This window comes from Streptomyces prunicolor, from assembly GCF_045162825.1.
GTDB lineage: Bacteria > Actinomycetota > Actinomycetes > Streptomycetales > Streptomycetaceae > Streptomyces > Streptomyces prunicolor.
Map to the genome: position 1 here is coordinate 3,091,917 of NZ_CP108676.1, position 12,787 is coordinate 3,104,703.

11 protein-coding genes are annotated in these 12,787 nt (G+C 70.4%); 6 read left to right on the forward strand and 5 right to left on the reverse strand.

Features of this window, described 5'->3' with window-relative positions:
* Positions 1-3 precede the first annotated feature (3 nt).
* From efeB to OG588_RS13990, 3 genes are read left to right on the forward strand one after another with little or no spacing between them, the layout of a single operon-like run.
* Positions 4-1,290: an iron uptake transporter deferrochelatase/peroxidase subunit gene (gene efeB / locus OG588_RS13980; RefSeq protein ID WP_405947554.1), complete on the forward strand. Its 1,287-nt coding sequence runs from the start codon at positions 4-6 to the stop codon at positions 1,288-1,290.
* A 3-nt stretch (positions 1,291-1,293) separates the two neighbouring features.
* A complete protein-coding gene (gene efeU / locus OG588_RS13985; RefSeq protein ID WP_405947555.1) occupies positions 1,294-2,166 on the forward strand; it encodes an iron uptake transporter permease EfeU in 873 nt (290 codons plus the stop codon).
* Positions 2,126-3,115, forward strand: coding sequence for a hypothetical protein (locus OG588_RS13990; RefSeq protein WP_405947556.1), 990 nt, complete (start codon positions 2,126-2,128; stop codon positions 3,113-3,115). Before efeU ends, OG588_RS13990 begins: the two co-directional genes overlap by 41 nt.
* A 10-nt stretch (positions 3,116-3,125) precedes the next feature.
* On the opposite strand, the gene OG588_RS13995 is transcribed toward OG588_RS13990, so the two are convergent.
* The 4 genes from OG588_RS13995 to OG588_RS14010 all read right to left on the reverse strand — a co-directional run bounded on the left by OG588_RS13995 (position 3,126) and on the right by OG588_RS14010 (position 7,608).
* Positions 3,126-3,863 (reverse strand): bifunctional DNA primase/polymerase, encoded by a 738-nt coding sequence (locus OG588_RS13995; protein WP_366491215.1) that lies wholly within the window; start codon positions 3,861-3,863, stop codon positions 3,126-3,128.
* Positions 3,864-4,054: 191 nt separating this feature from the next.
* Entirely contained in the window at positions 4,055-5,041 is a 987-nt protein-coding gene (locus OG588_RS14000; RefSeq protein WP_405947557.1) for a small ribosomal subunit Rsm22 family protein, read from the reverse strand.
* Positions 5,042-5,194: 153 nt separating this feature from the next.
* Entirely contained in the window at positions 5,195-6,367 is a 1,173-nt protein-coding gene (locus OG588_RS14005; protein WP_405947558.1) for a serine hydrolase domain-containing protein, read from the reverse strand.
* A complete protein-coding gene (locus OG588_RS14010) occupies positions 6,319-7,608 on the reverse strand; it encodes a multidrug effflux MFS transporter (protein ID WP_405947559.1) in 1,290 nt (429 codons plus the stop codon). Before OG588_RS14010 ends, OG588_RS14005 begins: the two co-directional genes overlap by 49 nt.
* Before the next feature lie 87 nt (positions 7,609-7,695).
* Between OG588_RS14010 and OG588_RS14015 the strand changes: the two genes are divergently transcribed.
* Both OG588_RS14015 and OG588_RS14020 read left to right on the forward strand, forming a co-directional pair.
* Entirely contained in the window at positions 7,696-8,694 is a 999-nt protein-coding gene (locus OG588_RS14015) for a Gfo/Idh/MocA family protein (RefSeq protein WP_405947560.1), read from the forward strand.
* A 16-nt stretch (positions 8,695-8,710) separates the two neighbouring features.
* Positions 8,711-9,472, forward strand: a complete 762-nt coding sequence (locus OG588_RS14020; protein WP_405947561.1) for an SDR family oxidoreductase — start codon at positions 8,711-8,713, stop codon at positions 9,470-9,472.
* A 243-nt stretch (positions 9,473-9,715) separates the two neighbouring features.
* Here OG588_RS14020 and OG588_RS14025 read toward each other — a convergent pair whose 3' ends face one another.
* Positions 9,716-10,912 (reverse strand): D-alanyl-D-alanine carboxypeptidase family protein, encoded by a 1,197-nt coding sequence (locus tag OG588_RS14025; protein WP_405947562.1) that lies wholly within the window; start codon positions 10,910-10,912, stop codon positions 9,716-9,718.
* Positions 10,913-11,186: 274 nt separating this feature from the next.
* Here OG588_RS14025 and OG588_RS14030 point away from each other — a divergent pair, with 274 nt between their 5' ends.
* The gene (locus OG588_RS14030) at positions 11,187-12,674 is read left to right on the forward strand and encodes an ABC transporter permease (RefSeq protein WP_405947563.1); all 1,488 of its coding nucleotides are present in this window, start codon (positions 11,187-11,189) and stop codon (positions 12,672-12,674) included.
* Positions 12,675-12,787 lie beyond the last annotated feature (113 nt).

The window sequence follows — 12,787 nt, forward strand, 5'->3', positions numbered from 1 at the left end:
GAGATGACCGACGTTCAGGAGAGCGAAGTCCAGGAGAGCGGTTCGCCGTCCCGCCGTTCGCTGATCGGCTGGGGCGGTGCCGGGCTCGCGCTCGGCGCCGTCGCGGCCGGTGGTGCGGTGGCGATGACCCGTGTCGGCGACGATGTCGATCCGGCCGGTGCCGACACCGGTGCCGCGGTCGCCTTCCACGGCGCCAACCAGGCCGGTATCGCCACGCCCGTGCAGGACCGGCTGCACTTCGCCGCGTTCGACGTGAAGACCGACGACCGCGCCGAGTTCGTCCAGATGTTGAAGGACTGGACGGCCGCCGCGCGGCGGATGACCGGTGGGCACGCGGTCGGTGAGGGGGCCTACGGCGGGCTCGCCGAGGCGCCGCCGGACGACACCGGTGAGGCGCTGGGGCTGAAACCCTCGCGGCTGACGCTGACGATCGGCTTCGGGCCGTCGTTCTTCGACCACTTCGGGCTGAGCGGCAGTCGTCCCGACGCCCTCGTCGATCTGCCGCAGTTCCCCGGCGAGAACTTCGACAAGTCCCGTACGGGCGGGGACCTTTGTGTGCAGGCCTGTGCGGACGATCCGCAGGTCGCCGTGCACGCGATCCGCAACCTGGCCCGTATCGGGTTCGGCAAGGTCGCGATCCGCTGGTCCCAACTCGGGTTCGGGAAGACCTCGTCCACGACCCCGGGGGCTCAAACCCCGCGCAATCTCATGGGGTTCAAGGACGGCACCCGCAACATCGCGGGGACGGAGACGGACCGGCTGAAGAAGTTCGTGTGGGTGGGTGAGGGCGACAACGCCGCGAACTCGGCCTGGATGACCGGGGGTTCGTATCTCGTCGCCCGGCGGATCCGGATGAACATCGAGACCTGGGACCGGACCTCGCTCCAGGAGCAGGAGGACGTCTTCGGGCGGGACAAGGGCGAGGGCGCGGCGGTCGGCAAGGCGAAGGAGCACGACCCGCCGTTCCTGAAGGCGATGAAGCCCGACGCGCACGTCCGGCTCGCGCACCCCGACTCCAACAGCGGGGTCACGATCCTGCGCCGGGGCTACTCCTTCACCGACGGCACCGACGGCCTCGGCCGGCTCGACGCGGGCCTGTTCTTCCTGGCCTACCAGCGTGACGTACGCAAGGGATTCATCCCGCTCCAGCGCAAGCTGTCGGCGACCGACGCGCTCAACGAGTACATCCAGCACGTGGGTTCGGCGGTCTTCGCCGTCCCGCCGGGCGTCCGTGACAAGGACGACTGGTGGGGCAGCACGCTGTTCTCCAAGGACGCGAAGGAGTCGTAGACCGTGTTCTCGAACTATCTGATCGGTCTGCGCGAGGGCCTGGAAGCCAGTCTCGTCGTCTGCATCCTGATCGCCTATCTCGTCAAGACGGACCGGCGCGACGCGCTGAAGCCGATCTGGATCGGCATCGTCGTCGCCGTCCTCATCGCGATGGGCTTCGGGTGCGCGCTCGAATTCGGCTCGCAGGAGATGACGTTCCAGGCGCAGGAGGCGCTCGGCGGTTCGCTGTCGATCCTCGCGGTCGGTCTGGTGACGTGGATGGTGTTCTGGATGCGGCGCACCGCCCGGCATCTGAAGGCCGAACTGCACGGCAAGTTGGACGCGGCGCTCGCGATGGGCACGGGCGCGCTGGTCGCCACCGCGTTCCTCGCCGTCGGCCGCGAGGGGCTGGAGACCGCGCTGTTCGTGTGGGCGTCGGTGCACGCGGCGAGCGACGGCACCCCGCGCCCGCTGGTCGGCGTAGGACTGGGTCTGGCCACGGCGGTGTTGCTGGGTTGGCTGTTCTATCGCGGGGCGTTGAAGATCAACCTCGCGAAGTTCTTCACCTGGACCGGCGCGATGCTGGTCGTGGTCGCGGCGGGTGTACTGGCGTACGGCTTCCACGACTTGCAGGAGGCCGACTGGCTTCCGGGACTGACCAAGCCGGCGTTCGACATCAGTGACACGATCCCGCCGGACAGCTGGTACGGCACCCTCCTCAAGGGCGTCTTCAACTTCCAGCCGGACCCGACCGTCCTGCAGATCACGGTGTGGCTGCTGTACCTGGTCCCCACGCTCGCCCTGTTCTTCGCCCCGGTAGGGTTCGCCTCCGGGAAGGGGAAGGTGAAGACACCTGATGAGCAGGGATCGCAGCCCTCGAAGGCTCCGCAGGCTTGACCGGCGCGTACTGATAGCGGCCTCGGTGAGCGCTTTGTCGCTGACGGCGAGCGGTTGTGTGGTGGTCCACGGCGAGCGGGAGGTTCTCCCGGCCACCACCCGCGCCGAGGCCGCGACGGCGCTCCAGCAGTTCACGACCGCGTACAACGCCGCCGACAAGGCGTACGACAGTTCCCTGGACTCCGCTCATGTCACCGGCGCGCTCGGTGACATCGACGCGGCGCGGCTGAAGGCGGGGCACACCAACTCGCCGTCCGGGAACGCGAACTACTCGCCGCTGGAGCTGACGGACGCGAAGTTCACCATCCCGAAGAAGGCCGGCTGGCCGCGTTGGTTCGTCGCCGACGCCGCCGCCAACAAGGGTGGCGCGGCCCGGTGGTTGCTGGTCTTCACGCGCAACGACCTGTCCGAGCCGTGGCAGGTGGCGTATCTGACGCTGCTCGCGCCCACCGCCGTACCGAAGTTCAAGACCGACAAGGACGGCTGGGCCGAGGCCGTACCGGCGAACTCGGCCGAACTGGCCGTCGCGCCTGGCGAGTTGAGCCAGAGCTACACGACGTATCTGAAGAGCGGCGGGACGGCCTTCGCGGACGGCACGCACACCAGCGCGTGGCGTGCGGACCGGGAGAAGGCCACCAAGCCCGGTCTGGCCGTGCAGTTCCTCGACCAGCCGCTGACGAGCGGCGACTACGCGCCGCTGGCGCTGCGTACGGCGGACGGTGGGGCGTTGGTGTTCTTCACCACGCGGTACTTCCAGAAGGAGACCGCGGCGGAGGGCACGTCGGTGCCGACCCAGAACAAGGACGTACAGGCGCTGACGACTGGCGAGGTCGAGCAGTCCCTCACGCTCCAACTCGTGTCCAACCAGGTGGCGTTGGATCCGAAGCGGGGTGGGAAGGTGTCGGTGTTGGGGCGGATCGAGGGGCTGACCTCGGCGCAGGGCGGCTGACCTCAGAAGGTCAACGGCCCAGTGGCCAGGCCGAGTTCGCGTGGTCCGGCTCGGCTCCCGCGTGGCGGGCGCAGGCGTCCGTGAGGGTTTCGAGGAGGGTGAGCGGGTCGGGCAGGGGGTGCTCGGGGCCGCGTACCCAGTGAACGGACTGGTTCTCACCGGGGAGTTGGGCCGGGGGGACCAGGACGTAGGAGCCTCGGCAGTGCCAGCGCAGGCCGGGGTGTTCGTCCATCGTCTCGGGGTGGCAGTCCAGTTCGCAGGGCCACCACTCGTCCTCGTCCTCGGGGGTGCCGCGGGTGAGGGTGAAGAAGAGCAGCCGGCCGTCGTCGCTCGCGGCGACGGGTCCTACCTCGACACCGGCGGCGAGCAGCCGCTCCAGTGCCTCGTGGCCCGCTTCGAGGGGGACGTCGAGGACGTCGTTGACCATGCCGGTCGCGGTGATGAAGTTGGCCTGCGGCTGGTGGCGGGCCCAGCGCTCGATCTGGGCGCGGTCGGTGGTGGACTGCGTCTGCCAGGCGAACGACACGGGGTGGCGGGCCGGTGTGGGGCAGCCCACACGGTCGCACGAACATCGGTAGCCCGGGGCGGGGTGCGCGGCGGGCGCGATCGGCAGCCCGGCCTCGGCGGCGGCCAGCAGCAGCGCCTCGCGTCCGCTGCCGTCGTCGGGGGCCTCCTGCGGGCGGCGTCCGCGCAGCCACGAGGAGAGTTTGCCCTGCCGACCGGTCCGGCCACCGAACGTCGCGCTCATCTATCTCCTCGCCCTGCTGTTGTCGCCCTGCCGTCTTGCCCTGCTTGTTCTTGCCCTGCCGTGTGCGGAGAAGCCCTGCCGTTGTGCGGAGAACTTCCCCTATGGTCCCACCATCCTGCGCCCCGAGAGGCGGTACCCCACATCCGGGGTGGGTGGGACGAGACACACGTGTGACACTTTCGGCGCAAGTGTCACGCTTTTTCCGGCCAGGGGTCTCCCCAGCTCACGTCCCGTGCCGCCTTGTACAGGTCGCCGTGGCGCTTGGTGACCGTCGTCCGGCGCAGCTGTTCGTCGGTCTCGCAGAGGTCGAGGAGTACCTGGCCCTTGCGGATCTGCGGGCGGCGTACGACGCGGGCGGGGGCGGGTTCGACGGGGAAGCGGGCGGCGGCGACGTAGCTGAACTTCTCGTCCTCGTACGGCAGGGAGCCGCCCTTGACCTTGCGGTGCAGGGAGGAACGGCTGACCCGCGTCGAGAAGTGGCACCAGTCCTCGCCGGGGGCGATCGGGCAGGCGGCACTGTGCGGGCAGGGGGCGGCGATGTGGAAACCGGCGGCGACGAGTCTGTCCCGGGCCTCGATGACGCGGGCGTAACCGTCCGGGGTACCGGCTTCGACGATCACGACGGCCTGGGCCGCGGTGGCCGCCGCGTCCACGAGGGCGGCTCGGTCGGGGACGGTGAGTTCGTTGAGGACGTAGGAGACGGTGACGAGGTCGGTGGGGTCGAGGGTGAGCGCAGAGCCGATCCGTGCGCGGCGCCAACTGGTGTTGCGCAGTGCCGAGTTGGCGGCGGCGATCTCTTTCCCCAGGGCGAGTGCGGGTTCGGCCCAGTCGAGTACGGTCACCGGGCGGTCGCCGTCCCAGGTGGCGGCGACGGCCCAGGTCGCGGCGCCGGTGCCACCGCCGACGTCCACGTGTCCCTGCGGGGCCCACTCGGGTACGGCGTCCGCGAAGGCGTCCAGTGCGGAACGTACGGCCTCGAAAGTCGCCGGCATCCGATACGCCGCGTAGGCGACGACATCCGCGCGGTCTCTGAGGATCGGGGCGTCGGTCGGGGTGGCCCCGCGGTAGTTGCCGATCAGGCGTTCCACAGCCCCGGCGGCCTGCCTGGGCGAAAGCCCGTCGAGCAGGCGGGCCAGAGCGGTACGGAGGGTTTCGGCGGGCGCCACGGGGTCGTTCACCCGCCGATTCTAAGTGGCCCGGCACTCATGCCGAGGTCCCTGGGGGCTCCGCCCCCAGACCCCCGAGGCCCACGCCCACCCAGCACCTGTGTCGGGGCAATGGAAGAGCTCGGCTCAAAAACCCCGCCTCGCCCAGTCACCCGAGCCCACCCCTCAGCCCCGCACCGCCCGAGCCACCCGCGTCCCCGCCGCCGCCCGAGGCCCACTGTCCGCCCCCCGCCGCCGCGGATGCACCGTGTTGGCCAGGAGCACCAAGAACGTGTCCGTCGCCGGATCCAACACCACCGACGTCCCCGTGAACCCCGTGTGCCCCACCGCCCCCCGCCCCGCCAACTCCCCCATGAACCACGCCTGATCGACCCCGAAGCCCAACCCCGGCGGGGTCAGCAACAGCTCCACGAAGTCGGGTCCCAGGATGCGGGCCGGGCCGTAGGAACCCCCCGCCAGCAAGGTGCGGCAGAAGATCGCCAGGTCGCGCCCCGTCGAGAACAGGCCCGCGTGGCCGGCCACGCCACCCAGCGCCCACGCGTTCTCGTCGTGGACCACGCCCCGCAACATGCCCCGGTCCGCCTTGGCCCACGGGCGGCGTTGGTCCTCCGTGGCCGCCGCGCCGGGGCATGGGCCGAAGTCCGTGGACGTCATGCCCAGCGGGCGGGTGATGCCGTCGTGGATGAGGACGTCCAGCGTGCGGCCGCTGACGCGTTCCAGGACGAACTGGAGCAGGAGGAGGTTCAGGTCGGAGTAGACGTACTCCCCCGGCTCCGCCACCGGCGCCTCCGCCCGCAGCATCGCCATGCGTTCCGCGTCGTCCGCGCAGTCGTAGAGCGGGAGTTCGGGGCGTAGGCCCGAGGTGTGGGTGAGGAGTTGGCGGACGGTGATGCCGTGGCGGGCTGCCGCGCGGAAGTCGGGCAGGTACGCGCCCACCTTCGCGTCTATGCCCAGCGTGCCGCGCTCGATCTGCTGCATCGCCGCCACCGCCGTGAACAGCTTTGTGAGGGAGGCCAGGTCGAAGGGGGTGTCCACCGTCGTGGGGACGCGGGCGGCAGGGGGGAGTTCGATGCCGCAGTCCGTCTCCGGGTCGTAGGCCTCGTACCGTACGGCCCAGCCCGCCGCCTCCTCCACCGCGATCACCGGGCCGCGGCCGGCGACCACGACGGTGCCCGGCGCCCAGGGGCGGTCGCCGGTGGTGAGGGCGTGCACCTCACGGATCAGGTGGCGGAGCTCCTCGGGGTCGAGGCCGGCCCGTTCCGGGGTGTCGTTGCGCAGTCTCGGGGCGCTCAGCTCCCCACTCCCTCCGCGGTCGTACGTGTGTTCCAAGGACGGCACATTCCCACGAAGCAGGCCACCGCCACCAGTGCGGCCACCAGTTGGACGACCGCCATCGGAACGGCGGTGTGCTCGCCCGCGATACCGACCAGGGGGGACGCCACCGCGCCTATCAAGAAGGACGACGTGCCCAGCAGGGCGGAGGCCGAGCCCGCGGAGTGGCGGGTGCGCATCAACGCCAGGGTCTGGGCGTTCGGAAGCGTCACGCCCATCGCCGACATCAGGACGAAGAGCCCCGCCGCCACCGGGACCAGGCCCACTTCCCCGAACGTTCCCGTCGCCATCAGCAGCAGCGCCGTCGCCGCCAGCACCACCACCGCCAACCCCGTGCCCAGGACCTTGTCCATCGAGACCCTGCCCACCAGCAGCTTGCCGTTGATCTGGCCCACCGCGACCAGCCCGACCGAGTTGACGCCGAAGAGGAGGCTGAAGGTCTGTGGGGAGGCTCCGTAGATCTCCTGGACGACGAAGGGGGATGCCGAGATGTACGCGAACAACGCGGCGAAGGAGAAGCCTCCCGTCAGCATGTAGCCCGTGAAGGGGAGGTCCGCCAGCAGGGCGCGCATGCCGCGCAGGGCCTCCGCCGTGCCGCCCGCGTGGCGGTCCGCCGGGGCCAGGGTCTCGGGGAGGCGGGTCCAGACGAGGGCGGCCAGGGCCGCGCCGACGAAGGTCAGGATCACGAAGACGCCTCGCCAGTCCGTGACGCGGAGGATCTGGCCGCCGACCAGCGGCGCGACGATCGGGGCGACCCCGGAGACCAGCATCAGGGTGGAGAAGAAGCGGGCCATCGCCACGCCGTCGTAGAGGTCGCGTACGACCGCCCTCGCGATCACTATTCCGGCCGCGCCCGCCAGGCCCTGGAGCAGACGGAAGGCGACCAGGGATTCGACGTTCGGCGCGATCGCGCACAGGGCGGTCGCCACGATGTAGACGGCGAGGCCGGTCAGGAGTGGGCGCCTGCGGCCCCACTTGTCGCTCATCGGGCCGACCACCAGCTGCCCCAGCGCCATGCCGGCGAGGCAGGTGGTGAGGGTGAGCTGGACGGTCGCGGCGGGCGCGTGCAGGGAACGGGTGACCGCCGGGAGCGCGGGGAGGTACATGTCCATCGACAGCGGCGGGGTCGCGGTGAGGCCGCCGAGGATGAGGATGACGAGGAGGCCGGTCCGGCGGGACGCCTTGAGCGACGGTACGGCGGACTGCGGCACAGCCGGCGTCGGTGCCTTCGCTCTCTGCTCGGACATGTGGCCCTCCCTCTCCTGGTGATCCGCCACCTATGCTCTCAGCTCGTACAAGGTGCCGAGGGTCTGGTGAGCGAGGGTGGGGCCGCGATGACGGAACAGAGGGTGCGCTGGGGAGTCCTGGCCACTGGTGGGATCGCCGCCGCGTTCACGGCGGCGCTGGTCGATCTGCCGGACGCCGAGGTGGTCGCGGTGGCCTCGCGGACGGAGTCCTCGGCGAAGGCCTTCGCGGAACGGTTCGGGATCGAGCGGGCCTACGGCGACTGGGACGCGCTGGCGCAGGACGCGGACGTCGACATCGTCTACGTCGCCACCCCGCACTCGGCGCACCGCACGGCGGCCGGTCTCTGTCTGGAGGCCGGACGGAACGTGCTCGTCGAGAAGGCCTTCACCCTCAACTCCCGCGAGGCGACGGAACTTGTCGCGCTGGCGGGCGAGCGCGGCGGCTTCCTGATGGAGGCCATGTGGATGTACTGCAATCCGCTGGTACGGCGGCTCAAGGCTCTTGTCGACGACGGAGCGATCGGTGAAGTGCGCACCGTCCAGGCCGACTTCGGGCTCGCGGGGCCCTTCCCGCCCGCGCACCGGCTGCGTGATCCGGCGCAGGGTGGCGGCGCGCTGCTGGACCTCGGGGTGTACCCGGTGTCGTTCGCGCATCTGCTGCTCGGTGAGCCCGCCGACATCAAGGCTTCGGCCGTGCTCTCCCCCGAGGGCGCCGACCTTCAGACCGCTGCCCTGTTCTCGTGGGACAGCGGTGCGCTGGCCGCGCTGCACTGCTCGATCGTCGGCGGTACGGGGACCTCGGCGTCGGTGACCGGGTCGCTGGGCCGGATCGACATTCCGGACGGCTTCTTCCACCCGGAGCGGTTCGTGCTGCACCGGGACGGGCGTGACCCCGAGGAGTTCGTCCTCGACCCTGCCGACGGGCCGCGCAACACGCTGCGGCACGAGGCGGCGGAGGTGATGCGGGCGCTGCGGGCCGGTGAGACCGAGTCGCCGCTGGTGCCGTTGGAGGGCACCCTCGCGGTGATGCGCACGCTGGACGCGGTACGGGAGCGGATCGGGGTGCGGTACCCGCAGGAAGGGTGACTCGTAGGCTGCGGCCATGAACGCTGAGGAATCGTCGAGGATCGCCGTGGTGACCGGCGCGGGCTCAGGCATCGGCCGCGCGGTCGCCGTGGAACTGCTGCGCGCGGGCTGGTCGGTGGCGCTGGCCGGCCGCCGCGCCGGGACGCTGGAGGAGACGGCCGCGCTGGTGCCCGAGGGCGCCTCCCTCGCCGTAGCGACGGATGTGGCGCGGCCGGAGGACGTGGACGGGCTGTTCGACGCCGTCGTGGAGCGGTTCGGGCGGGTGGATCTGCTGTTCAACAACGCGGGGACCTTCGGGCCCGGTGGGGTGGCGGTGGAGGACCTGCCGTACGACGCTTGGCGGCACGTGGTGGACACCAATCTCAACGGGGCGTTCCTGTGTGCGCAGGCTGCCTACCGGCGGATGAAGGAGCAGGTGCCGCAGGGCGGGCGGATCATCAACAACGGGTCGATCTCCGCTCATACGCCTCGGCCGCATTCCGTGGCCTACACCGCGACCAAGCACGCGTTGACGGGGCTGACGAAGTCGCTGTCGTTGGACGGGCGGGCGTACTCGATCGCGGTCGGGCAGATCGACATCGGGAACGCGGCGACCGACATGACGGCGCGGATGGGGACCGGGGCGCTGCAGGCCAACGGGGTGGTCACCCCGGAACCGGTGATGGATGTCGCCGATGTGGCGCGCACCGTGCGGCACATGGCGGAGCTGCCCTTGGGGGCGAATGTGCAGTTCGCGACGGTGCTGGCGACCGCGATGCCGTATGTGGGGCGCGGCTAGGGCATGTTGCACAAACGGAATTTGACCATCCGCACCATTGCGCCCAGTTGCTGACTTATGCTCAACTCTTCTCCACCAAAGCTTCACACTTGGAGCACGGGGCTTCCGGGGCACCGGAGTCCCGTGTTCCGCAGGCCAATCCGAGGGGGGAGAGGCGACAGTCGTTCCACGGCCCGGGTGGGGGTGGAACCCGCGTGGGACCGCGGGTTACGCACCGGACCGTGGAGCGGCTGTCGCGTCACATCAACTCCCGTCGAGTTCCGGGGACTTGGCCGCTTCCTGAGACGTGGCCGCCGCCACGGCCGCCCGTCGCCTGCGCAGTGCGAACGCACCGCCCGCGAGCACCACGACCGCCCCCGCCGCGCCGCCCAGCATCGGCCAGGGCGAGGGACCGTCCGAGGACGAAGCGGCGGCCCCGGTGGCGCCCGGAGCGCCCTTGACGCCCTTCCCCGACGGTGTGGGGCTCGCGGTCGCGCCACCCTCGCTCAGCGGATCGACCAGGGTGCCCACGGCCGTGGCCGAACTCCCTTTGCCGAAGCCCCAGTCGAGGAGCGCGGCGGTCTCCTTGTAGACCTCGTTGCCGCCGTTCGCGGGGTGCATCACGGTGACCAGGAGGGTGCGGCCGTCGCGGGTGGCGGCGCCGGTGAAGGTGTTGCCGGCGTGGCTGGTGTAGCCGTTCTTCACGCCGATGATGCCCCGGTACGGGCGCAGGCCGTAGGCGCCGGACAGCAGGCGGTCGGTGTTCTGGATCTGGAAGGTCTTCTTGCCGCCGGCCGGGAAGTTCGCGGTCCGGGTCGAGCAGTAGGCGCTGAAGTCGTCGTCGTGCAGCCCGTGCCGGGCGAAGAGCGTGAGGTCGTACGCCGAGGAGACCTGCCCGGGGTGGTCGAAGCCGTCCGGGCTCACCACATGGGTGTCCAGGGCCTGGAGGTCCTTCGCCTTGGCCTGCATCTCGGCGACCGTCGCCGCGATCCCGCCGTTCATGTGGGCCAGCACATGCACGGCGTCGTTGCCGGAGCGCAGGAAGACGCCCTGCCACAACTGGTGGACGCTGTAGGTGATCCCGGGCTTGACGCCGACGAGGCTGGAGCCGGAGGGGACGTCGGCGAGGTCGGCGTCGGTGACCCGGTAGGTGCGGGCCCGCTCGAACTTCCCCAGCACGGTGTCGGCGAACAGCATCTTCAGCGTGGACGCGGGCGCGAGCCGCTGATGCGCGCGGTACGAGGCGAGCACCTCGCCGGTCTTGTGGTCGGCGATCAGCCAGGAGCGGGCGGTGAGCTTCTTGGGCAGCGTGGCGGCATCGCCCGCCTGGATCCCGGCGCGGGCCAGGCGCTCACCGCCTATCGCCGTCGCCGCCGACGCGGGAGTGGCCGCCGCCACGGGAAGGGCGGCGGCGGTCAGGCCGAGAGCGGCACGCCGGGTGAGCCGAGAGGAATCGCGCATCCCGGGACCGTACAAAATGAGGCCGCGCGCGTACACGGCGGGGTCCATGGCGGGGCGTCGAAAGGATGATCGACACCTCATGTCAGCAGGCCATTGAACAGGGGTTTCCTGGCAGGAGGCCCTTGGCAGCTTAGGAATGAGCTGTCTGACGCAATTCTGATTTCGGGCCTCTTTTTCTCAGGCCAGACACATCCTTTACTCAGGTCGACTCAAAGGTTCCTCCATAGCTTGTGGCCGCGCCCACAGCGGGCGCCAAGAACCTTTGGGGAATGGGATGTTTGGCATCTATCTCAAGCGCGAGCTGGGCCGGCGCAAGAAGGCCGCCCTGGTCATCGCGATGGGTCTGGCGCTCGGTATCGCGCTGGTCATCACCGTCAACTCGGTGTCGGCCGGCATGAATCAGGCTCAGGACAAGGTCCTCAAGTCTCTTTACGGTCTCGGAACTGACATGACCGTGACCAAGGCGCAGTCGGCCCCCAAGGCCGGCAGCTCGCAGGGTCCCAGCTTCAAGTTCGGCGCCACCTCCTCCAGCAGCACCTCGCAGAGCACGGACCGGGTGAACACGCAGGGCGGTCAGGCCCTCGCGTCCTCCCTGGTCACCAAGGTCGCCTCGCAGAAGGGCGTGTCCACCGCGGTCGGCGCGCTCACCCTGAACGTCACCAAGGTCGACGGCTCCTTCACCCAGGGCAAGGCCAAGTCCTCCACCACGTCCGGTTCCTCCTCCGGTTCGCAGCAGGGCGGCCCCGGCGGCGGTGGCGGAACCAGCAGCACCGGTGCACCCCAGGTCCAGGGCGGCGGCGCCAACTTCAACGTGAACTCTTACTCGGTCGCGGGTATCGACGTCACCAACCAGACGCTGGGCCCGCTGTCCACGTCGAAGATCACCACCGGCAAGACCTTCACGACCGCGCAGACCAACGCGAAGGTCGCCGTCGTCAGCAAGTCGTACGCCAAGACGAAGAAGTACAAGGTCGGTTCGACCTTCAAGATCTCCAGCACCAAGTTCACGGTCATCGGCATCGCGACGCCCAACAGCAGCGAGTCCACGATCGACGTGTACGTGCCGCTGAAGCAGGCGCAGACGCTGGGCGACTCGAAGAACAAGGTCACCACGATCTACGTCAAGGCGACCGACTCCAAGCAGATCTCGTCCGTCAAGACGACCATCCAGAAGAACATCTCGGGTACGACGGTCACCACCTCCGCCGACCTCGCGTCCACCGTCTCCGGTTCGCTGTCCACCGCCTCCAACCTCGCGACCAGCGTGGGCAAGTGGCTGTCCATCGCGGTCCTCATCGCCGCGTTCCTCGTCGCCGCGCTGCTCACCTCCTCGGCGGTCTCCCGCCGGGTGCGTGAGTTCGGCACGCTGAAGGCGCTCGGCTGGCCGAGCCGCAAGGTGACCCGGCAGGTCGTCGGCGAGTCCATGGTCAACGGTCTGATCGGCGGCGGTCTCGGTATCGCGCTGGGCCTCCTGGCGGCCTACACGGTCACCGCGATCAGCCCCAAGCTGACCGCGCAGCTCGGCTCCACCGGCGGCGGTGGCGGCGGCATGGGCGGCGGCCCCGGCGGTGGCGGCCAGGGCGGCCCCGGCCAGCAGGCCACCTCCAACACCTTGGAGATCGCCCTGAACGCGCCGGTCTCGCTGACCACAATCGCCCTCGCGGTGGGCCTGGCCGTCACCGGCGGGCTGATCGCCGGCGCGATGGGCGGCTGGCGTGCCTCGCGGATGCGTCCGGCGGACGCGCTGCGCAGCGTGTCGTAGCACGGCCGTGGTGGCGTGGTCCGGCGGAGGTGGCTCGTCACGCCGCCCGACGCCGCCCGCGCCGCACCCCCTGAACCGGGGCGCCGCCACCGTTCCCCCCGGGCGGCGGCGTC

What these genes read in the sequence shown, in the direction of transcription:
- efeB (WP_405947554.1), top strand. Translation starts at nt 4, where the DNA reads ATGACCGACGTTCAGGAGAGCGAAGTCCAGGAGAGCGGTTCGCCGTCC.
- OG588_RS13990 (WP_405947556.1), top strand. Translation starts at nt 2,126, where the DNA reads ATGAGCAGGGATCGCAGCCCTCGAAGGCTCCGCAGGCTTGACCGGCGC.
- OG588_RS13995 (WP_366491215.1), bottom strand. Translation starts at nt 3,863, where the DNA reads ATGAGCGCGACGTTCGGTGGCCGGACCGGTCGGCAGGGCAAACTCTCC.
- OG588_RS14010 (WP_405947559.1), bottom strand. Translation starts at nt 7,608, where the DNA reads ATGTCCGAGCAGAGAGCGAAGGCACCGACGCCGGCTGTGCCGCAGTCC.
- OG588_RS14015 (WP_405947560.1), top strand. Translation starts at nt 7,696, where the DNA reads ATGACGGAACAGAGGGTGCGCTGGGGAGTCCTGGCCACTGGTGGGATC.
- OG588_RS14020 (WP_405947561.1), top strand. Translation starts at nt 8,711, where the DNA reads ATGAACGCTGAGGAATCGTCGAGGATCGCCGTGGTGACCGGCGCGGGC.
- OG588_RS14025 (WP_405947562.1), bottom strand. Translation starts at nt 10,912, where the DNA reads ATGCGCGATTCCTCTCGGCTCACCCGGCGTGCCGCTCTCGGCCTGACC.
- OG588_RS14030 (WP_405947563.1), top strand. Translation starts at nt 11,187, where the DNA reads ATGTTTGGCATCTATCTCAAGCGCGAGCTGGGCCGGCGCAAGAAGGCC.